The sequence below is a fragment of the Salmonella sp. SJTUF15581 genome (genome assembly GCF_043356775.1).
In the GTDB taxonomy this organism is placed as follows: Bacteria; Pseudomonadota; Gammaproteobacteria; order Enterobacterales; family Enterobacteriaceae; genus Salmonella; species Salmonella enterica.
Window position 1 is genome coordinate 581184 of sequence record NZ_JBEUJY010000002.1, and the last position, 19832, is coordinate 601015.

Consider the following 19832-nt stretch of genomic DNA (forward strand, 5'->3'; position numbering starts at 1 on the left):
ACCTAAGGAGTGATGGATGTATGGAAAGCAAGCTTATTGACTGGCATCCGGCCGATATCATTGCCGGACTACGTAAAAAAGGGACTTCAATGGCCGCTGAGTCACGCCGGAATGGATTGAGTTCATCCACGCTGGCCAATGCATTAACGCGCCCGTGGCCGAAAGGAGAGTTGATTATCGCGAAAGCATTAGGAACGGAACCCTGGGTTATTTGGCCATCGCGTTATCACGATCCGCGCACGCATGAGTTTATCGACAGAACGCGGCTTATGAGAGCGCGTAATAAAGACAAACAGAATGTAGAGTAAGCGCCTGAAAAATAACCCCCGCAATCGCGTTCGCGGGGGTTATTAAGCGTACAGGAGGTTATTCGCCTTTCACGCGTTCAATATTCGCGCCTAGCGCGCGCAGTTTGTCTTCGATGCGCTCATAACCGCGATCGATGTGATAAATGCGATCCACAATCGTCGTGCCTTCCGCAATACAGCCCGCCAGCACCAGGCTCGCAGATGCCCGCAGATCTGTCGCCATGACCTGGGCGCCAGAGAGCGTTTCTACGCCATGGCATATGACGGTATTGCTTTCAATTTCCGCACGCGCGCCCATGCGGCTGAGTTCAGGCACGTGCATAAAACGGTTTTCAAAGACGGTTTCAGTGATAAAGCCCGTCCCTTCTGCCACCAGGTTCAGCAACGTGAACTGCGCCTGCATATCGGTCGGAAATGCCGGATGCGGCGCGGTACGGACATTGACCGCCTTCGGTCGTTTGCCGTGCATGTCCAGACTAATCCAGTCCTCGCCCACTTCGATATCCGCGCCAGCATCGCGCAGTTTCGCCAGTACCGCGTCCAGAGTGTCCGGTTGCGCGTTACGGCAGAGGATTTTGCCGCGAGAGATCGCTGCCGCCACCAGGAAAGTCCCCGTTTCGATACGATCCGGCAGCACACGATAAACGCCGCCGCCCAGACGCTCTACGCCCTCGATCGTAATACGATCGGTGCCCTGCCCGGCGATCTTCGCCCCCAGCGTAACCAGGAAGTTAGCGGTGTCGACAATTTCCGGCTCGCGCGCGGCGTTTTCAATGATGGTCGTCCCTTCCGCCAGCGTGGCGGCGCACATAATGGTGACGGTCGCGCCGACGCTGACCTTATCCATCACGATATGCGCCCCTTTAAGACGTCCTTCGACGGAGGCCTTTACGTAGCCCTCTTCCAGCTTGATGGTCGCACCCAGTTGTTCCAGACCGGTAATATGCAAATCAACCGGACGCGCGCCGATAGTACAGCCCCCCGGCAGAGAGACTTGTCCCTGACCAAAACGGGCAACCAGCGGCCCCAGCGCCCATATCGAGGCGCGCATGGTCTTAACCAGATCATAAGGCGCGCAGAACACGTTCACCTGGCTGGCGTCAATGTGTACCGATCCATTGCGTTCCACTTTCGCGCCTAATTGGCTCAGGAGCTTCATCGACGTATCCACGTCTTTCAGTTTTGGAACGTTTTGGATCTCTACCGGTTCTTCTGCCAGCAGAGCGGCGAACAGGATCGGCAGCGCGGCGTTTTTGGCGCCGGAAATTGTGACTTCGCCCTGGAGCGTCGTTGGCCCCTGTACACGAAATTTATCCATTATTGTATTCTCAGTTAAGCATTCATCTCCGCTACCGGCAGGTTACCCGTAGCTTAAAATCCGTTAAGTTTACGATCGCGCGCCCATTCCGCCGGGGTATATGCTTTGATCGATACGGCATGGATACGGTTGTCCGCAATGTACTCCATTAGCGGCCCATAGACCGTTTGCTGTTTCTTGACCCGGCTCATGCCGTCAAACATCTCGCCCACGGCAATAACCTGAAAGTGACTGCCATCGCCGGAGACGTGGACTTCCTGGAGGGAGAGGGCATTCATCAGCACACTCTGAATTTCATGATTTTCCATGGGTTCTTTATTCGTCAAATAGTGAAAACAGCCCAACATCTTAGAGCAAAGTCGCGCCGTCTTAAATAAGCAAAAGATTACGCTGATAAATCAGCGCGGTAAAAGTGCCGGATGGTGCTGCTAACGCAACTTATCCGGCCTACGGGGATCATGCGAAGTGTAGGCCGGATAAACCATCCGGCATTCATTACATACGGGGAAGTACGTCTTCGGGCAAGTTATATAATTGCGCCAGCGCGTAAACCTTGTCGTTAACGCCAGACAGCGACACGGCATTGCCCTGCTTTTTTGCCTGGTTCACAAGGTGCGCCAGCAGCGCCAGTCCCCCCGTATCTACCCTGGAGATCTGGCTCAGGTCGATACGGGTAACGCCATTCATCGCTTCTACGCGCGCGTCCCATAGCGGCGCCAACACGTCCTGATCCAGCTCTCCCGCCAGCACCAGAGTGTCCGCCTCACGCGTCCAGGTGAGTTGCGGCGTCATTACTGTTTCTCGTCCAAAGTAATTTTCTGTTGAGAGATAGATTTCAGTTGTGCGGTCAGGCCGTCGATGCCTTTAGTACGCAGCAGGTCGCTCCACTCATTTTGCTTGGTGGTGATCATGCTGACGCCTTCCGCAATCATGTCATACGCCTGCCAGTTGCCGGTCTGGGTGTTTTTGCGCCACTGGAAATCCAGGCGTACCGGCGGACGACCGTTGGGATCGATAATCGTTACACGGATAGGCACAATGGTCGCATCGCCCAGCGGTTGCTCAGGCGCTATCTGGTAAGTCTGACCGTGGTACATCGCCAGCGCCTGACCGTATGCCTGTTTCAGGTATTCGCGAAACGCGGCAAAATAGGCTTCACGCTGCGCCGGGGTCGCCTCTTTGTAGTAGCGGCCCAACACCAGCGCGCCGGCATATTTTACCTGCACGTACGGCAGAAGTTCCTGATCAACAACGTCTCGCAGGTAATCCGGATTGGCACGAATTTTCGGCTGTTCGTTTTTCAGGCGATCAAAAGTTTTCTGCGCCGCCTCGTTCATCAGTTTATAAGGATTGCTCTGATCCGCTGCCGTTGCTGCGCTTAATGGCGCAATGACCAGCAGGGCCACCATCATCAGTCGTTTAAACATGCCTCAATTCTCCTGAGATTATTTCGTTTCGCCCGCGGGCGTTGTGGCTTCAGTATGACCTTCCGTTGCGGCTGGCGCATCGCCAGAATTCTTATTGTCGTCGCCTTTGCTGTTATAAAGGAACTGGCCAATCATATCTTCCAGCACCATTGCAGACTTGGTGTCCTGAATCGTACTCCCATCTTTGAGGATAGACGTTCCCAGCTCAGGATCTTCAAAACCGACGTTTAATGCCAGATATTGCTCCCCCAGCAGCCCGGAAGTACGAATACTCAACGAGCTGGTATCGGGAATATGGTTATAACGCTCTTCGATGTCGAGCGTTACGCGCGGCAGGTATGTTTTCGGATCAAGCGAGATATCTTCAACCCGCCCGACAACCACCCCGCCGATGCGTACCGGGGAACGCACTTTCAGACCGCCGATGTTATCGAAGGTCGCATAAACCTTATAGGTCGGCTCCGTGCGCATAGAGGTCACATTTGCCGCCTTCAGGCAAACAAACAGCGCCGCCAGCAACGCTACCAGCAAAAAAACGCCTACCCAAATTTCATTTTTTTTCGTTTGCATGAACTCAATTCCCAAACATCAGTGCGGTCAGCACAAAATCCAGCCCCAGAACGGCCAACGATGCGTGAACCACGGTACGCGTCGTTGCCCGGCTAATCCCGGCAGAAGTCGGTATTGCGTCATAACCGTTGAATAACGCAATCCATGTTACCGTAATGGCGAACACCACGCTCTTTATCAGACAGTTCACCAGGTCCATACGCCAGTCGACGGCATTCTGCATCGCGGACCAGAAGAACCCGGCGTCGATTCCTTTCCAGCTTACGCCGACCAGCGAGCCGCCCCAGATACCGACCGCCACAAAGATAATGGTCAGTAGCGGCAACGAAATCACGCCCGCCCAAAAGCGCGGCGAAATCACCCGGCGCAATGGATCGACCGCCATCATCTCCATACTGGAGAGCTGCTCCGTCGCCCGCATCAGGCCGATTTCCGCCGTCAACGCCGACCCGGCCCGCCCGGCAAACAGCAACGCCGCGACCACCGGCCCCAGCTCGCGCAGCAGCGAAAGCGCCACTAACATGCCAAGACTGGTCTCCGCGCTGTAAGTGGTCAGAACCAGATAGCCTTGCAGCCCCAGCACCATACCGATGAATACGCCGGAGACAATAATGATAAGCATCGACAAGACGCCCACATTATAAAGCTGGCGCACCAGCAGCGGCGCATGTTTGCGAAACTCCGGCTTACCGATAATCGCATTGAATAACATTAACCCGGCGCGCCCGAACGTCCTGACGGTTTTGATCCCGCTGTGTCCGAGTGCTGCCAGCGCATTTAACAGCATGAGTGGCTTAACTCCCTGTTTCGAGTAAATCAAGGTGATAGTCGCCCGCCGGATAGCGGAACGGAACCGGCCCGTCGGCAATACCGTCAAGGAACTGACGCACGCGCGGGTCCGTATTCTCCTGCAACGCCTGAGCGCTACCGTGAGCGACGATTTTTTTGTCCGCCATGATCCAGGCGTGATCCGCAATACTGAGCACCTCTGGCACATCATGCGAGACCACCACGCAGGTCACGCCCAGCGCGCTGTTCAATTCTGAAATCAGCTTCACCAGAACGCCCATGGTAATCGGGTCCTGGCCGACAAACGGCTCATCGAACATGATGAGATCCGGTTCCAGAGCGATGGCGCGCGCCAACGCGGCGCGGCGCGCCATCCCACCGGAGAGCTCGGAAGGCATCAGTTTTGCCGCGCCGCGCAGCCCGACAGCTTCCAGTTTCATCATCACGACGCTTTTTAGCAGCGGCGCGGGTAAATTGGTGTGCTCCCGTAGCGGATAGGCCACATTGTCAAACACGTTCATGTCGGTAAACAGCGCTCCCGACTGAAACAGCATACTCATACGTTTACGGACGGTGTAGAGCCGCGAACGGGACATGGCCGGCACATTCTCGCCATCAAATAAGATCTCGCCCTTATCCGGCGGGATCTGTCCGCCAATCAGGCGCAACAGCGTGGTTTTACCGATGCCCGACGGCCCCATGATCGCCGTGATCTTCCCGCGCGGCACCGTCAGGGAAATATTATCGAAAATGCAGCGTTCGCCACGGGAAAAGCTGACGTCGCGCATATCGACTAAATTGGCCGCAGACTGACCCATTGATTCATCCTTCGTATTGCCTTGTTGAGGTAACCATGGCGCTGAATTTAACCATGGGTTCGACATAATTACAGAATATTAACTGACAGGGTTAGCGAAAGCTGGCATTCGTTTTACTTTTTAGCCGCATAAAGTCAAAATTAGGACTTCGTTACGGCTTCCAGATATCCCTTCCAGGGGACCGGCGAGTATACCTGAAGAAAGGACTTTAGATGCTTTTAGCGATGGCGCTACTCATAATTGGTTTGCTTCTGGTGGCCTACGGCGCCGATCGTCTGGTGTTTGCGGCCTCTATTTTATGCCGTACATTCGGTATTCCCCCGCTGATCATCGGGATGACGGTCGTGAGTATCGGCACCTCGCTGCCGGAAATTATTGTGTCGGCCGCCGCATCGCTACACGGTCAGCTCGATTTGGCCGTCGGCGCGGCGCTCGGTTCTAACATCACCAATATTTTGCTGATCTTAGGGCTGGCGGCGCTGGTTCGTCCATTTACCGTGCATTCCGATGTTCTACGTCGCGAATTGCCATTAATGTTATTTGTTAGCGTGGTAGCCGGTTCCGTACTGCATGACGGACAGTTAAGCCGCAGTGATGGTATCTTTCTCCTGCTTCTGGCTGTGCTATGGCTGTTATTCATTGTTAAAATCGCGCGTCTGGCCGAACGCCAGGGGAATGACAGCCTCACCCGCGAACAACTGGCGGAGCTGCCGCGCGAAGGCGGGCTCCCCGTCGCGTTCTTATGGCTGGGCATTGCGCTGGTCATCATGCCGATGGCGACGCGCATGGTAATCGATAACGCTACGGTGCTGGCGAACTATTTCGCCATGAGTGAATTAACGCTCGGTCTGACAGTCATCGCCGTCGGCACCAGTCTGCCAGAACTGGCGACGGCGATTGCCGGCGTGCGAAAAGGCGAAAATGATATTGCCGTTGGTAATCTCATTGGCGCCAATATTTTTAATCTCGCCATCGTGCTGGGACTGCCTGCGCTGATCGCGCCGGGGGAGATCAACCCGCTGGCGTTTGGGCGTGATTATAGCGTGATGTTGCTGGTTAGCGTGGTTTTCGCTTTACTTTGCTGGCGGCATCCGCGTCAGATTGGTCGGGGCGCAGGTATACTGCTGACCGGCGGGTTTATCGTATGGCTGGCGATGCTCTATTGGCTATCGCCACTTCTTGTTGGATAACTGGAAACGGATTATGTCGCATTTAGCGTTGCAACCGGGGTTTGACTTTCAGCAGGCAGGCAAAGAGGTCCTGGAAATTGAACGTGAAGGCCTGGCGGAGCTTGATCAATATATCAACCAGCATTTCACGCTGGCCTGTGAAAAAATGTTCAACTGCACCGGAAAAGTGGTGGTCATGGGGATGGGAAAATCCGGTCATATCGGACGGAAAATGGCCGCCACGTTCGCCAGTACCGGCACCTCTTCCTTTTTTGTACATCCAGGCGAAGCCGCGCACGGCGATTTGGGGATGGTTACGCCGCAGGATGTGGTTATCGCTATCTCCAACTCCGGCGAATCCAGCGAGATCGCGGCGCTAATACCGGTGCTTAAACGGCTGCACGTACCGTTAATTTGCATTACCGGGCGACCGGAAAGCAGCATGGCGCGTGCGGCAGATGTGCATCTGTGTGTTAAAGTGCCCAAAGAAGCGTGTCCGTTAGGCCTGGCGCCTACCACTAGTACCACCGCAACGCTGGTGATGGGCGACGCTCTCGCCGTGGCGTTGTTAAAAGCGCGCGGCTTTACCGCCGAGGATTTCGCTCTATCGCATCCTGGCGGCGCGCTGGGACGTAAGCTACTGCTGCGCGTAAGCGATATTATGCATACTGGCGATGAAATCCCGCATGTTAATAAACATGCCACCCTGCGTGATGCGCTGTTAGAAATTACGCGTAAAAATCTCGGTATGACCGTCATTTGCGATGAATCCATGAAGATCGACGGTATCTTCACCGACGGCGATTTACGTCGCGTGTTCGATATGGGCGGCGATATGCGCCAGTTGGGGATCGCCGAGGTGATGACGCCAGGGGGCATTCGCGTGCGTCCCGGTATTCTCGCTGTCGATGCGCTGAATTTAATGCAGTCCCGCCATATCACCTCCGTACTGGTTGCTGATGGCGACCAGTTACTCGGTGTGTTACATATGCATGATCTCCTGCGTGCAGGCGTCGTGTAGAAACTCAAGGATAATTAACGATGAGTAAAGCAGGTGCGTCGCTTGCGACCTGTTATGGCCCCGTCAGCACCCATGTCATGACCAAAGCGGAGAATATCCGCCTGCTCATCCTGGACGTGGATGGCGTATTGTCTGACGGCCTGATTTATATGGGCAATAACGGCGAAGAGCTGAAGGCTTTCAACGTTCGTGACGGCTACGGTATTCGCTGTGCTTTGACCTCCAATATCGAGGTTGCCATTATTACCGGACGAAAGGCTAAACTTGTAGAAGATCGCTGCGCCACGCTGGGGATTGTCCATCTTTATCAGGGACAGTCGAATAAGCTGATCGCCTTTAGCGATCTGCTGGAAAAACTGGCCATTGCGCCGGAAAATGTTGCCTATGTCGGCGATGATCTGATTGACTGGCCAGTGATGGAAAAAGTGGGGTTAAGCGTTGCCGTTGCGGATGCGCATCCGCTGCTGATCCCCCGCGCTGACTATGTGACGCACATTGCCGGCGGGCGCGGCGCGGTACGTGAGGTGTGCGATTTGCTGCTGCTGGCGCAGGGCAAGCTGGATGAGGCCAAAGGGCAATCGATATGAGTAAAACCAGACGTTGGGTTATCATTCTACTGTCGCTGGCCATTCTGGTACTGATTGGTATCAATCTGGCGGATAAAGACGATCCTGCTGCCGTGATGGTCAACAGCAACGATCCCACGTATAAAAGCGAGCATACGGATACCGTCGTGTACAGTCCGGAAGGCGCGTTGAGCTATCGTCTGATCGCGCAGCACGTTGAATATTTTTCCGATCAGGCGGTCTCATGGTTTACGCAACCGGTATTAACCACCTTTGATAAGGATAAAGTGCCGACATGGTCGATCAAGGCCGATAAAGCCAAATTGACTAACGATCGGATGCTCTATCTGTATGGCCATGTTGAAGTCAACGCCCTGGTGCCTGACGCTCAATTACGCAGAATTACCACCGATAACGCGCAGATTAATCTGGTGACGCAGGATGTTACCTCGAACGATCTGGTGACGTTATACGGCACAACATTTAACTCCAGCGGACTGAAAATGCGCGGTAACTTACGCAGCAAGAACGCCGAGCTGATTGAAAAGGTTAGAACCTCTTATGAAATTCAAAACAAACAAACTCAGCCTTAATCTTATGCTTGCCGGCTCGCTGCTGGCCGCCAGCATTCCGGCTTTCGCCGTCACGGGCGATACCGAACAGCCTATTCATATTGACTCGGATCAACAGTCGCTGGATATGCAAGGCAACGTCGTGACCTTTACGGGCAACGTGGTGATGACCCAGGGCACGATTAAGATCAACGCCGATAAAGTCGTGGTTACCCGCCCTGGCGGCGAACAGGGGAAAGAGGTGATCGACGGTTACGGCAATCCGGCCACCTTCTACCAGATGCAGGACAACGGTAAGCCGGTGAAAGGCCACGCTTCCCATATGCATTACGAGCTGGCGAAAGATTTTGTGGTGCTGACCGGCAACGCTTATCTGGAGCAGCTTGACAGCAACATTACCGGCGACAAAATCACCTACCTGGTGAAAGAGCAGAAAATGCAGGCCTTCAGCGAGAAAGGCAAACGCGTCACCACCGTTCTGGTGCCGTCGCAATTGCAAGACAAAAACAAAGGCCAGACTCCGGCGCAAAAGAAGAGTAACTAATTCGTTATGGCAACATTAACTGCAAAGAATCTGGCGAAGGCCTATAAAGGCCGTCGCGTAGTGGAAGATGTCAGTCTGACCGTTAACTCCGGGGAGATTGTCGGGCTGCTCGGTCCAAACGGCGCGGGTAAAACCACCACCTTTTATATGGTCGTCGGTATCGTGCCGCGTGACGCGGGCAATATCATCATCGATGATGAAGATATCAGTCTGCTGCCGCTGCACGCGCGCGCGCGCCGCGGTATCGGCTATTTGCCGCAGGAAGCCTCTATTTTCCGCCGTCTCAGCGTATTTGATAACCTGATGGCGGTACTGCAAATTCGTGACGATTTGACCGCAGAACAGCGAGAAGACCGCGCCAACGAGCTGATGGAAGAGTTTCATATCGAGCATCTGCGCGACAGCATGGGACAGGCGCTGTCCGGTGGTGAACGCCGTCGTGTAGAAATAGCCCGCGCGTTGGCCGCTAATCCCAAATTTATCCTGCTGGATGAACCCTTTGCCGGCGTTGACCCGATTTCCGTTATCGACATCAAACGCATTATTGAGCATCTGCGCGATAGCGGGCTCGGCGTGCTGATCACCGACCATAACGTCCGTGAGACGCTGGCAGTCTGTGAACGCGCCTATATCGTGAGCCAGGGCCACCTTATTGCCCACGGTACGCCGACAGAAATCCTGCAAGACGAACACGTTAAGCGTGTATATCTTGGGGAAGACTTCAGACTCTGATAGGGTAGAGGGCTATGCTGCTCTAGCGGGAGAAAACGACTCTGAATATGAAGCAAGGTTTGCAACTCAGGCTTAGCCAACAACTGGCGATGACGCCTCAGCTACAACAGGCCATCCGTCTGTTGCAGTTGTCTACGCTGGAACTTCAGCAGGAACTCCAGCAAGCGCTGGAAAATAACCCGCTGCTTGAGCAAACCGATCTTCATGACGAAATCGACACTCAGCAACCTCAGGATAACGATCCTCTCGATACCGCCGACGCGCTCGAACAAAAAGAGATGCCGGAAGAGCTGCCGCTTGACGCCAGTTGGGATGAAATTTACACCGCCGGGACGCCGTCCGGCCCCAGCGGCGATTATATCGACGATGAGCTGCCCGTCTATCAGGGCGAAACGACGCAGTCGTTGCAGGATTATCTGATGTGGCAGGTTGAGCTAACGCCCTTCTCGGATACCGATCGCGCTATTGCGACATCCATTGTCGATGCGGTAGATGATACCGGTTATCTCACCGTATCACTGGACGAAATTCGCGAAAGCATGGGCGATGTAGAGGTGGATCTCGATGAGGTTGAAGCCGTTCTGAAGCGCATTCAGCGTTTTGATCCGGTAGGCGTCGCGGCAAAAGATCTTCGCGACTGTCTGCTGATCCAGCTTTCACAATTCGACAAATCCACGCCGTGGCTGGAAGAGGCGCGGCTTATTATCTGCGATCACCTTGATCTGCTAGCCAACCACGATTTCCGCACGTTGATGCGCGTTACCCGACTGAAAGAAGAGGTGCTGAAAGAGGCGGTAAACCTGATTCAGTCGCTCGATCCCAGACCCGGTCAATCGATCCAGACCGGCGAGCCGGAGTACGTTATCCCGGATGTGCTGGTACGCAAGCATAACGGTCGCTGGACGGTGGAGCTTAATAGCGACAGTATTCCCCGTTTACAGATTAACCAGCACTATGCCGCCATGTGCAATAGCGCGCGCAACGATGCCGACAGCCAGTTCATCCGCAGTAATTTACAGGATGCGAAATGGCTGATAAAAAGCCTTGAAAGCCGTAACGACACGCTGCTGCGCGTCAGTCGCTGCATCGTCGAGCAACAGCAAGCCTTTTTTGAACAGGGCGAAGAATATATGAAACCGATGGTACTGGCGGATATCGCCCAGGCCGTCGAGATGCACGAATCCACCATATCCCGCGTGACCACGCAGAAGTATCTGCACAGCCCGCGCGGTATTTTTGAACTCAAATATTTCTTTTCCAGCCACGTCAATACCGAAGGCGGAGGCGAAGCCTCTTCCACCGCGATTCGCGCGCTGGTGAAGAAGTTAATTGCGGCGGAAAACCCCGCGAAACCACTGAGCGACAGCAAGTTAACCTCTCTGCTGTCAGAACAAGGTATCATGGTGGCGCGCCGCACTGTTGCGAAGTACCGAGAGTCTTTATCCATTCCGCCGTCAAACCAACGCAAACAGCTGGTTTGACCCAACCGATAAGGAAGACACTATGCAGCTCAATATCACCGGACATAATGTCGAAATTACTGAAGCCCTGCGTGAATTTGTGACGACAAAATTCGCCAAACTTGAACAGTATTTTGAGCGGATTAATCAGGTATACGTGGTGTTGAAAGTGGAGAAGGTCACGCATATCTCGGATGCGACGCTACACGTTAACGGCGGCGAAATTCACGCCAGCGCGGAAGGCCAGGATATGTATGCCGCCATTGACGGCTTGATTGATAAACTGGCAAGGCAGTTAACCAGGCATAAAGATAAACTGAAACAACACTAATTGTCCGGGCAGTTAGCCAGTGCAGGACGGCCTGTTGTGTGACACAACGGGCCATTTGTACAGTTAGCGCTCCGAACCTGGCCATCAACCTGACAGGACAGGTTCTTAGGTGAAATTATGATAAATAACGATACGACTCTACAACTGAGCAGTGTACTTAACCAGGAGTGTACGCGTAGCGGCGTTCATTGTCAGAGTAAGAAACGCGCGCTGGAAATCATCAGCGAACTGGCGGCAAAACAGCTCAGTTTACCTCCTCAGGTCGTGTTTGAAGCCATTCTGACACGCGAAAAAATGGGCAGTACCGGTATTGGTAATGGTATCGCCATCCCGCACGGGAAACTGGAAGAAGATACCTTACGCGCCGTCGGCGTGTTCGTTCAGCTCGAAACGCCAATCGCGTTCGACGCCATCGATAACCAGCCGGTCGATCTCCTCTTCGCCCTGCTGGTGCCCGCCGATCAAACTAAAACGCATCTGCACACGCTGTCGCTGGTGGCGAAACGTCTGGCGGATAAAACGATCTGCCGCCGCCTGCGCGCGGCGCTGAATGATGAAGAGCTGTATCAAATCATTACTGACACCGAAGGTGAGCAGAATGAGGCATAACAACTCAATGGCATTTATTTCTGTCGTTGTGAGGAGAAACGGTACATGGTACTGATGATCGTCAGCGGGCGTTCCGGATCAGGTAAATCTGTCGCTCTGCGCGCGCTGGAAGATATGGGATTTTACTGCGTGGATAACCTCCCCGTCGTGCTGTTGCCCGATCTGGCGCGAACGCTGGCCGATCGCCAGATTTCCGCCGCCGTCAGCATTGATGTGCGCAATATGCCTGAATCACCTGAGATTTTTGAACAGGCGATGAATAATCTGCCTGGCGCTTTCTCGCCGCAATTGCTGTTTCTTGACGCCGACCGCAATACCTTGATTCGCCGCTACAGCGACACGCGCCGTTTGCATCCGCTTTCCAGCAAAAATCTTTCTTTAGAGAGTGCGATCGATAAAGAGAGTGACTTGCTGGAGCCGTTACGCTCACGTGCGGATCTGATCGTCGACACTTCAGAAATGTCCGTCCATGAGCTGGCGGAGATGCTGCGTACCCGGCTGTTGGGCAAACGCGAGCGTGAACTGACGATAGTATTTGAGTCCTTCGGCTTTAAACATGGTATCCCGATTGATGCGGACTATGTGTTTGATGTCCGCTTTCTGCCCAACCCGCACTGGGATCCAAAACTGCGCCCCATGACCGGGCTTGATAAGCCGGTAGCCGCGTTTCTTGACCGACACACAGAAGTTCACAATTTTATCTATCAGACTCGCAGCTATCTTGAGCTATGGTTACCGATGCTGGAGACCAACAACCGCAGCTACCTTACCGTCGCTATCGGTTGTACCGGCGGGAAACACCGTTCGGTGTATATTGCAGAACAGCTGGCAGACTACTTCCGCTCGCGCGGTAAAAATGTCCAGTCTCGCCATCGCACGCTGGAAAAACGCAAAACATGACCGTAAAGCAAACTGTTGAAGTCACCAATAAGCTGGGCATGCATGCCCGGCCTGCCATGAAGCTTTTCGAACTGATGCAGGGTTTTGACGCCGAGGTGCTATTACGCAATGACGAAGGCACCGAAGCGGAAGCGAACAGCGTCATCGCTCTGTTAATGCTCGACTCCGCCAAAGGGCGTCAGATCGAAATTGAAGCCACCGGCCCGCAAGAAGTTGAAGCGCTGGCGGCGGTTATCGCGCTGTTCAATTCCGGCTTTGACGAAGACTAAACCTCCCCCTCTATACCTTATTTCCCCCAACGCCGTCCCGGTATTTGATGACAGTCCCCCCCAAAACCGGGCGTGTTACGCCTGCCTGCCACTTGTCCCGCAGCCCCACCCTTTCGTAAGATTTGTACATTTCGTGCGCTTTACCTATGCATAAAAACATTAAGAAAACCTTAAAAAATTTCGTTTAGGTTTTGTTTAAGTTCTTTGTCCATACTAAATTTATGTGAATAAATTTTTCCAGGACTTGCCATGATCCTCTTATCGAAACAGACTCCGCTGGGCGCCGGTCGACATCGTAAATGCTATACGCATCCGGATAATGCCCGGCGTTGCATAAAAGTCATTTACAACCGTGACCACGGCGGTGATAAAGAGATTCGGCGTGAACTGAGCTACTATGCGCATCTGTCCCGCTACCTGACGGACTGGAGCGCTATCCCCCGTTATTACGGCACGGTAGAAACCGATTGCGGCACCGGCTATGTCTACGACATGATTACCGATTTCAACGGCGCGCCCTCTATTACCCTGACCGAGTTCGCCGCGCAATGTCGTTATGAAGAGGATGTCGATGTCCTGCGGCGGCTACTGAAAAAACTGAAACGTTACCTGCTGGATAACCATATTGTGACGATGTCGCTGAAGCCGCAAAACATCCTGTGCCAGCGTATCAGCGAGTCAGAAGTGGTTCCGGTGGTTTGCGACAATCTGGGGGAAAGTACCTTTATCCCGCTGGCGACCTGGTCAACATGGTGCTGTGAACGCAAACTGGAGAGAGTGTGGCAGCGGTTTATCGCCCAGCCTGCGCTGACCGTTGCCCTGGAGAGGGACGCGCAGCCAAAAGACAAGAAACGGCTGGCGCTTACTTCTCACGAAGCTTAATGACCTGTGCTTATCAGGCCTGGACGACACAGATCGCAGGCCTGATAAGGCGTTCGCGCCGCCAATCGGCAAAATTAATTAAGCTGGTTGCGCGTCATAAAAGATTCCCCGCCCAGTTGGCGCATCTGGCGCATAATCCACGCCTGCCGGCTACGCACATAGCCGGAAGGCGCATTCGCCTTATAGCGTAACGGATTTGGCAATACCGCCGCCAGTAACGCGGCTTCGGACATATTTAAGCGGCTGGCGGGTTTATGAAAATACCGTTGTGCCGCAGCCTCCACGCCAAAAATACCATCGCCAAACTCCGCGATATTCAGATAAACCGTGAGAATGCGCTTTTTGCTCCAGACAGTTTCAATGCCCAGCGTTAGCCCGGCCTCCAGACCTTTGCGCACCCAACTGCGTCCATCCCATAAAAAGAGATTTTTCGCCGTTTGCTGCGAAAGCGTAGAGGCGCCGCGAATACGGCTCTCATTCCGCTCATTATGCGCCAGCGCTTTTTCAATCGCCGGAACATCAAAGCCCCAGTGCTCAGGGAACTTCTGGTCTTCCGCCGCAATTACCGCCAGCCCCATCCACGGCGAGATATCCGCCATACTGACCCAGTCAGAATGCGCCACATAACCGAACTCTCCGCCGAGCCAGGCGCTAATCTGCCGTTCCGCCATCACCGCCGAAAAAGGCACCGGAACCACGCTAAACAGCGCAATGCCGCCGCCCCAAAAGACGGCGAGCGCAGCAAGGATACGTAAAAGTAAACGGCGCAAAAACGTTAACGGCGCGATGCGTCGTTTGCTCATTCCGCCAGAACCAGCACGCGCGACACTAATTTATCAATGCCGCTTGCCGCCTGGGCGATATCCTGCGCCAGCATATAGGCAGGGGTGGTCACGACCTTGTTATCCTCGTCCACAACGATATCATCAACCGGGCAAGGTACGTGTTCGGCACCCATCTCTTCAAGTACTTCAGCGGTATCAATATCCGTCCCTATTGTCAGACGTAGCGGGAAGTCAAAGATTTTCGGCAACATTGCGGGCGCGATACAGATGAATCCCAGCGGCTTGCCGGACTGGTGCATGGCCTTCGCCAGCGCGACGACATCGCTATCCACCCGGCATTCGCTCCCCTGGCTGGCGAAATTACTCAGGTTCTTCGCCGCGCCGAAACCGCCAGGCACAATGAGCGCATCCAGTTCCTCTGGCTGAGCCTGGGACAGAGGACGAATATCGCCCCGCGTAATACGCGCCGCCTCAATCAGGACGTTACGCGTTTCCGCCATCGCTTCGCCGGTCAGGTGATTAATAACATCCGCTTGTGGTTTATCCGGCGCGAAGCAGATAGCCTGCGCGCCGCTGCGGGCAATGGCCAACAGCGTCAGAACGGCCTCATGAATTTCGGCGCCGTCATAGACGCCGCATCCGCTGAGCACTACGCCAATTTTTTTCATGGTGAACATCCTCCTGCAACCGACTCAAGCCCATTAATAATTTTGATTAAAATGCTACGCTTCACACATTTAAATGATTCATGTAACAAATCATTTAGGATTTGCTATCTTAACTGCGTGCGGCCTGAAAACAGGACTGCGCCTTTGACATCATCATAATAAGCACGGCGCAGCCACGATTTCCCTGGTGTTGGCGCAGTATTCGCGCACCCCGGTCAAACCGGGGTCATTTTTTTTCCGCGTTTGCCACCCAGGCTTTCAGCACCGCGACATCGTGCTGCCACTCCTGCTTCATCTCTTCAATCCATTCCGCGACATTATCTTCCCAGGCGGGAAGATCCGGCGACTGGATTTGCTGGCCAAGTTGTTGCAGATGACGCAGCCCTACCGAACCGGCGGCGCCTTTAATCTTATGCCCTTCCTCAACAACGCCTTTTTTGTCACGCGCCGTCAGATTGGACTCCAGCACGCTTAAATAGCCAGGCATCATTTTTTCAAACACCGCGAGACCGTCGGTGATCAATTTAGGCCCAACCAACTCGATGTACTGTTCCAGCATCGGGATATCCAGCAGCGCTTGCGCTTTATCGCTCTCTTCAGGCGTCACGGTACTCTCCTCTTTATCGGTGGCATCCCAGAATTTTTTAATCATCGCGGTTAAGGCTGGCACCGACAGCGGCTTACTCAGCACATCGTCCATACCAGCGTCCAGATACTCTTTTTTATCTTTCAGAACGTTAGCCGTAAGCGCTACCAGCGGCGGTAAATCTTCCCGCGTGTGGCGACGGGTCAGTTCTCTGGCAATATCCAGACCCGTCATATCCGGTAGCTGAATATCCAGTAAGACCAGGTCATATTCGCCTGGCGCGAACATCTCCAGCGCCGCCTTGCCGGTCATCGCGACATCCACGCTGTTACCCAGTTTTTCCAGTACCGAACGCGCTACGATCACGTTCAGTTCAATATCTTCGACCAGCAGAACATGCAGCGCCGGCAGCGGCATGTCGTCTTCATCAAAGGCGTCCTCCACCTCTTCCGCCACCGCTGGCGCATGAACCGTTAGCGTAAAGGTCGATCCTTTGCCCGGCAGACTGGAAACGGTAATATCGCCGCCCATATTTTTCGCCAGCCGACGGGAGACCGCCAGCCCGATACCGGTACCCGTCGCCGGTTTACCGCCATGACTGTCTTTCACCTGATAATACATGGCGAAAATTTTATCCTGCTCATCCTGCGGAATGCCGATCCCGGAATCTTCCACTTCAAAGTGCAGCATGTCGCCTTCATCATAGCGCGCCCGCACCGTCACCTGGCCCTGCTGAGTAAATTTCACCGCATTGCTGATCAAATTCCATAAAATCTGGCGCAGACGCGTTCCGTCGGTAATGACTTTGTGCGGCAGCGGCAGCGTCGGCTCAAGCACAAAACGTAGCCCTTTTTGCTGCGCCTGCAAACCGGAAAGGTTTTCCAGATCGGCCATAAAGCTGGTGAAATCAATGGGTTGGTTATCAAGCTGAACCTTACGCCGCTCCATCTTATCCATATCAATGATATCATTGAAAATATTGCCTAACGTCACGGCGGAGACATGGATTGTCTTAAGGTATTTTTCCTGTTCGGCGGTGAGATCGGTATCCAGCAGGATGCGGCTTAAACCGACGATGCCGTTAAGCGGGGTGCGCAGCTCATGACTGATGGTAGAGATAAACGTGGTCTTGTCGCGGCTGGCGCGCTCCAGCGCGTCCTGATAACGCTTACGTTCGGTAATATCACGACCAAATCCCATCAGGCCATGACGTTTACCGACACGGTCGTAATAAGGCACTTTACGAATTTCAAAGCAGGCCTTTCGTCCGTCCGGATAATCCAGCCACTGTTCGTAGGTCAGGGAGACGTTATGGCGGAATACTTTTTCATCGGTTTCAATGACTTTCTCCGCCGCTTCGGGAGAGTACACATCTTCCGGCTTCAAATGCACCAGCTGTTTTTCGCTCTTGCCGGTTAGCAATTCCATTGCGCGGTTACAGCCGGAAAATTCTTTATCCTCATTACGATAAAAAACCAAATCCGGCGAGGCGTCCAGAAAGGAGCGCAGAAAAGAGGATTGCTGTTCTAGCTGGATTTGCGCCTCTTCACGCTCTTTAATTTCTACTTTTAGCTGTTCAAATGTCTCTTGCAGCTCCGCTTCCGCTTTTTCGCGATCGGCAATTTCCTGATTAAGCTGGGCAATATTGTCCTTCAACTGTACGTTAAGCTTGAGATCGCGCTCGCGCATCTCCTCCAGCTTTTGCACCAGACGCGACAGTCGCTGCCTTGACTCTTCCAGTTGTTCAACAACAACGGATAAGAAATAGACCGCCCAGGGCGTAATTAACAGGCCAAAAAAGATGGAACGAATAACGTCGATACTTTCAACCTGACCATGCAGTACCATGGTCACCGCCATCTGCACGACAATCGCCAGCACCACCAATGCCAACGCCAGGAGCATGGAAAAGCGCACCAGACCCAATTTCATCATCAGGTCGACATAGTATTGCGCCAGCATACGAATTTGCTTCATAGAGGATTCCTTCACCACAACTTCGCACATAATACCCAATTATGGGAACCGCGTTGAATATTGTGCGAAATATGCGTAGCGCCCCTCATCACGCTACGCTACAGGTGGTATCCAGGGACGGGCCAGCGCAGAGCCCTGTACGCCATGCTCATTCAGGTATTTGTCCAGCTCAACCATCCCCGTCCAGCGATTCTCGCACCACAGCGGGGCAAGCAGCGTCGGACGGCGAGCGCTGGCTGAAATTCGGTGATAAATTACCTCCGGCGGCGTATGACGAATCATCTCACCTGCCGTTAGCGTGTAGTCGTCCAGTTCGATGCCGTTCAGCCGCCCCGCTTCCCAGGCTTTGGCCATCGTACTGCCTTTCACAATATGCAGCGGATGCAGTTTAATACCGTCAACGCCCGTCTCCACCACACGCTCCATGGTTTGCAGGCATTCTGCCTGCCCTTCGCCCGGCAGCCCCACAATCAGATGCGCGCACACTTTCAGCCCGCGCTCCCGGGCAATCCGGGTGGTACGCTGATAGCAGGCGAAGTCATGCCCGCGGTTAATTCGGCGCAGGGTTTTATCGTGCGCGGTTTGCAATCCCAGTTCCAGCCACACCTCGTAGCCTTGATCTTTATATTCACACAGTAAATCTACTACTGACTGCGGGACGCAATCCGGACGCGTACCGACGCATAACCCGACGATACTGGCCTGGCTGACCGCCTGTTGATACATGGAACGCAGCACCTGCACTTCCGCAAAGGTGCTGGTGTAGGCCTGGAAATAGGCCAAATAGCGTTTAGCGCGGTTCACCAGATGCGCCTGATGCGCAAGCTGCTCGGCAATCGAATGATGCTGCTGCGCCTCATCGGCAAAAGAGGCGACATTACAGAAGGTGCAACCGCCACGCCCGATGGTGCCGTCGCGATTAGGGCAGCTAAAACCGCCATGAAGCGTCAGCTTATGAACCTTTTGCCCATACCGACGTAAAAGATCCCCACCAAACATATTGACTAATTTCTGTAACTGCATAATCTGATAGACCGCCTCTTAAAAAGAGGCCAAAGCCTGCCATTTTTAGTCTCCTTTGGCGATGACCTGGATCAATCGTCCCGGAAGGCTTTTATCCATTGCATAATCAAGCAAAATAAACGATATTTCATTCATAATCCCGCTGATGATTTTTCCTGATATTCCCCTCTTTTTTCAGCGTTTGCTGGGTCATCGATAAAAACAGTAGCATTCAATACTGCTCACGCTTAAAACAGCATAAAATGCCAAGATTTTTGAAAAAGCAAGGTCAGATAATGCCTGGCGAGCGGCTCTTATAGTGAGACAGATCACAGGCTTTCTGCCGCTCCGTATTAGCAGCCCTTCTATAAAAAACCTTTTAATTTCAACAGATTCAAAAAGTTATCTGTGCTACAGCACACTTTTGCATAAATCAGTTTGCCATTTGACCTGGGTGTGGATTCCCGATAAGTTGGGGATCCGCTGGAAGCTTTCTGGATGAGCCGTCTGCTCATCATATTTATGCAGT

The 19832-nt window shown here is 53.5% G+C and carries 24 protein-coding genes; 13 read left to right on the forward strand and 11 right to left on the reverse strand.

Features of this window, described 5'->3' with window-relative positions; translation table 11 throughout:
- The first annotated feature begins 20 nt into the window (after nucleotides 1-20).
- Nucleotides 21-308: a DNA-binding transcriptional regulator SfsB gene (gene sfsB, locus ABVN36_RS06330; protein ID WP_000444167.1), complete on the forward strand. Its 288-nt coding sequence runs from the start codon at nucleotides 21-23 to the stop codon at nucleotides 306-308.
- Between the two features lie 58 nt (nucleotides 309-366).
- Here the strand turns inward: sfsB and murA are convergent, their stop codons facing one another.
- From murA to mlaF, 7 genes are all read right to left on the reverse strand, one after another.
- Nucleotides 367-1626: a UDP-N-acetylglucosamine 1-carboxyvinyltransferase gene (gene murA, locus ABVN36_RS06335; RefSeq protein ID WP_000357288.1), complete on the reverse strand. Its 1260-nt coding sequence runs from the start codon at nucleotides 1624-1626 to the stop codon at nucleotides 367-369.
- Nucleotides 1627-1679: 53 nt separating this feature from the next.
- Nucleotides 1680-1934: a BolA family iron metabolism protein IbaG gene (gene ibaG, locus ABVN36_RS06340; protein WP_001518349.1), complete on the reverse strand. Its 255-nt coding sequence runs from the start codon at nucleotides 1932-1934 to the stop codon at nucleotides 1680-1682.
- Between the two features lie 187 nt (nucleotides 1935-2121).
- Nucleotides 2122-2418, reverse strand: a complete 297-nt coding sequence (mlaB, locus tag ABVN36_RS06345; RefSeq protein WP_000188843.1) for a lipid asymmetry maintenance protein MlaB — start codon at nucleotides 2416-2418, stop codon at nucleotides 2122-2124.
- A complete protein-coding gene (gene mlaC, locus ABVN36_RS06350) occupies nucleotides 2418-3053 on the reverse strand; it encodes a phospholipid-binding protein MlaC (protein ID WP_000476475.1) in 636 nt (211 codons plus the stop codon). The genes mlaB and mlaC overlap by 1 nt, the downstream gene beginning before the upstream one ends.
- 18 nt (nucleotides 3054-3071) lie before the next feature.
- A complete protein-coding gene (gene mlaD / locus ABVN36_RS06355) occupies nucleotides 3072-3623 on the reverse strand; it encodes an outer membrane lipid asymmetry maintenance protein MlaD (RefSeq protein ID WP_001193591.1) in 552 nt (183 codons plus the stop codon).
- A gap of 4 nt (nucleotides 3624-3627) precedes the next feature.
- A complete protein-coding gene (gene mlaE / locus ABVN36_RS06360; protein ID WP_000925786.1) occupies nucleotides 3628-4410 on the reverse strand; it encodes a lipid asymmetry maintenance ABC transporter permease subunit MlaE in 783 nt (260 codons plus the stop codon).
- A gap of 7 nt (nucleotides 4411-4417) precedes the next feature.
- Entirely contained in the window at nucleotides 4418-5230 is an 813-nt protein-coding gene (gene mlaF / locus ABVN36_RS06365) for a phospholipid ABC transporter ATP-binding protein MlaF (RefSeq protein ID WP_000531566.1), read from the reverse strand.
- A gap of 212 nt (nucleotides 5231-5442) precedes the next feature.
- Here mlaF and ABVN36_RS06370 point away from each other — a divergent pair, with 212 nt between their 5' ends.
- From ABVN36_RS06370 to yrbL, 12 genes are all read left to right on the forward strand, one after another.
- On the forward strand, nucleotides 5443-6420 hold the full coding sequence (locus tag ABVN36_RS06370; protein WP_000922736.1) for a calcium/sodium antiporter: 978 nt from the start codon (nucleotides 5443-5445) through the stop codon (nucleotides 6418-6420).
- Nucleotides 6421-6433: 13 nt separating this feature from the next.
- On the forward strand, nucleotides 6434-7420 hold the full coding sequence (gene kdsD, locus ABVN36_RS06375; RefSeq protein ID WP_000018619.1) for an arabinose-5-phosphate isomerase KdsD: 987 nt from the start codon (nucleotides 6434-6436) through the stop codon (nucleotides 7418-7420).
- Nucleotides 7421-7440: 20 nt separating this feature from the next.
- Nucleotides 7441-8007, forward strand: coding sequence for a 3-deoxy-manno-octulosonate-8-phosphatase KdsC (kdsC, locus tag ABVN36_RS06380; protein ID WP_000030029.1), 567 nt, complete (start codon nucleotides 7441-7443; stop codon nucleotides 8005-8007).
- Nucleotides 8004-8579 carry an LPS export ABC transporter periplasmic protein LptC gene (gene lptC / locus ABVN36_RS06385; RefSeq protein WP_000047845.1) on the forward strand — a complete coding sequence of 192 codons (576 nt, stop codon included), beginning with the start codon at nucleotides 8004-8006 and terminating at the stop codon, nucleotides 8577-8579. Before kdsC ends, lptC begins: the two co-directional genes overlap by 4 nt.
- Entirely contained in the window at nucleotides 8548-9102 is a 555-nt protein-coding gene (gene lptA, locus ABVN36_RS06390) for a lipopolysaccharide ABC transporter substrate-binding protein LptA (protein ID WP_000669770.1), read from the forward strand. The genes lptC and lptA overlap by 32 nt, the downstream gene beginning before the upstream one ends.
- A gap of 6 nt (nucleotides 9103-9108) precedes the next feature.
- The gene (gene lptB / locus ABVN36_RS06395) at nucleotides 9109-9834 is read left to right on the forward strand and encodes an LPS export ABC transporter ATP-binding protein (protein ID WP_000224104.1); all 726 of its coding nucleotides are present in this window, start codon (nucleotides 9109-9111) and stop codon (nucleotides 9832-9834) included.
- Between the two features lie 47 nt (nucleotides 9835-9881).
- Nucleotides 9882-11315 (forward strand): RNA polymerase factor sigma-54, encoded by a 1434-nt coding sequence (rpoN, locus tag ABVN36_RS06400; RefSeq protein WP_000809020.1) that lies wholly within the window; start codon nucleotides 9882-9884, stop codon nucleotides 11313-11315.
- Nucleotides 11316-11337: 22 nt separating this feature from the next.
- Complete coding sequence (gene hpf / locus ABVN36_RS06405; protein WP_001176589.1) at nucleotides 11338-11625, forward strand: ribosome hibernation promoting factor; 288 nt, start codon at nucleotides 11338-11340, stop codon at nucleotides 11623-11625.
- A 117-nt stretch (nucleotides 11626-11742) separates the two neighbouring features.
- Nucleotides 11743-12234 carry a PTS IIA-like nitrogen regulatory protein PtsN gene (gene ptsN, locus ABVN36_RS06410; RefSeq protein WP_000609332.1) on the forward strand — a complete coding sequence of 164 codons (492 nt, stop codon included), beginning with the start codon at nucleotides 11743-11745 and terminating at the stop codon, nucleotides 12232-12234.
- 45 nt (nucleotides 12235-12279) lie between these two features.
- On the forward strand, nucleotides 12280-13134 hold the full coding sequence (rapZ, locus tag ABVN36_RS06415; RefSeq protein WP_023138269.1) for an RNase adapter RapZ: 855 nt from the start codon (nucleotides 12280-12282) through the stop codon (nucleotides 13132-13134).
- Nucleotides 13131-13403, forward strand: a complete 273-nt coding sequence (gene npr / locus ABVN36_RS06420; protein ID WP_000216797.1) for a PTS phosphocarrier protein NPr — start codon at nucleotides 13131-13133, stop codon at nucleotides 13401-13403. Before rapZ ends, npr begins: the two co-directional genes overlap by 4 nt.
- Nucleotides 13404-13652: 249 nt before the next feature.
- Nucleotides 13653-14285 carry a PhoP regulatory network protein YrbL gene (gene yrbL / locus ABVN36_RS06425; protein ID WP_023138271.1) on the forward strand — a complete coding sequence of 211 codons (633 nt, stop codon included), beginning with the start codon at nucleotides 13653-13655 and terminating at the stop codon, nucleotides 14283-14285.
- A 74-nt stretch (nucleotides 14286-14359) separates the two neighbouring features.
- Here the strand turns inward: yrbL and mtgA are convergent, their stop codons facing one another.
- From mtgA to ABVN36_RS06445, 4 genes are all read right to left on the reverse strand, one after another.
- Nucleotides 14360-15088 carry a monofunctional biosynthetic peptidoglycan transglycosylase gene (gene mtgA, locus ABVN36_RS06430; protein ID WP_000044651.1) on the reverse strand — a complete coding sequence of 243 codons (729 nt, stop codon included), beginning with the start codon at nucleotides 15086-15088 and terminating at the stop codon, nucleotides 14360-14362.
- Entirely contained in the window at nucleotides 15085-15738 is a 654-nt protein-coding gene (elbB, locus tag ABVN36_RS06435) for an isoprenoid biosynthesis glyoxalase ElbB (protein ID WP_001748596.1), read from the reverse strand. Before elbB ends, mtgA begins: the two co-directional genes overlap by 4 nt.
- Nucleotides 15739-15964: 226 nt before the next feature.
- Nucleotides 15965-18301 (reverse strand): aerobic respiration two-component sensor histidine kinase ArcB, encoded by a 2337-nt coding sequence (gene arcB, locus ABVN36_RS06440; RefSeq protein WP_000809811.1) that lies wholly within the window; start codon nucleotides 18299-18301, stop codon nucleotides 15965-15967.
- Nucleotides 18302-18394: 93 nt separating this feature from the next.
- Nucleotides 18395-19324: a TIGR01212 family radical SAM protein gene (locus ABVN36_RS06445; RefSeq protein ID WP_001176892.1), complete on the reverse strand. Its 930-nt coding sequence runs from the start codon at nucleotides 19322-19324 to the stop codon at nucleotides 18395-18397.
- Nucleotides 19325-19832 lie beyond the last annotated feature (508 nt).